The sequence below is a fragment of the Streptomyces sp. MS06 genome (assembly GCF_047200655.1).
Classification (GTDB): domain Bacteria; phylum Actinomycetota; class Actinomycetes; order Streptomycetales; family Streptomycetaceae; genus Streptomyces.
Genome location: NZ_JBJZOJ010000157.1, coordinates 1 through 732 on the forward strand (window position 1 = coordinate 1; position 732 = coordinate 732).

At 67.6% G+C, this 732-nt stretch carries 1 protein-coding gene; it reads right to left on the minus strand.

Annotation, left to right across the window (positions count from 1 at the left end; translation table 11 throughout):
* Positions 1–172 precede the first annotated feature (172 nt).
* A partial coding sequence (locus ACL02U_RS32915; RefSeq protein ID WP_412794679.1) for a transposase occupies positions 173–732 on the minus strand: 560 nt, incomplete at its 5' end.

Consider the following 732-nt stretch of genomic DNA (forward strand, 5'->3'; position numbering starts at 1 on the left):
CCTCGATTCGTCAGCGGGGTTCGATCGCTGATCGATCCGGCGGTTCGCCCGTAATGTCCTTGGCCGGTGGAGGACGGGCCGTCGCGTGACGCCGCGGCTGCGCCGGATTCCACGGGCCCGGAGACTGCGGGGCTGCCCTCCTTCCTGATCCTCGTCGGGGCGATGCCGGCCGTCAGGTGACGGCCGGAAGCTGGGTGAGCCGCCTCCAGCTGGTGGTGAACGCCGATGCCCAGGGCCAGGTCCGCTCGATGCGCAGGTAGCGGCGGCGGGCGTGGTAGGCCAGGCGGGCGGGCAGGTGGTAGAGGCGCAACCGCATGGTGTCTGGTTCGGCGTTGGCCAGGTCCTGGCTGTCGTGCAGAGTCAGCAGACGGAGCCAGGCGTCGAGATCGCAGGCGAGGTTCGCGGCGAGCATCCATGCCGCGTTGATCTGCCATGACTGTGAGGGCAGGTTGTGCAGGCCCATGGCCTTGCCGGTGCGGATGCGGTCTTCGACCTCGGCGTGGTCGCGGTGCAGGGCGTCGAGGAACTGGATCTGATGGGAACCCGCGATGCCCCACATGTGGCGGATGTTCGTGGCAGTGACGGAGTACCGCCAGCCGGTCTTCTTCTCGAAGTCGGTCAGCTTCTTCAGCTGCCGCCGTGACGGCTTGACGCGACGGACGATCAGTCGCATCCCCTCCGGCCAGCCGTCACGGGTGTTCATACCGGTCAACTCCGCAATCTGGTAGCCAT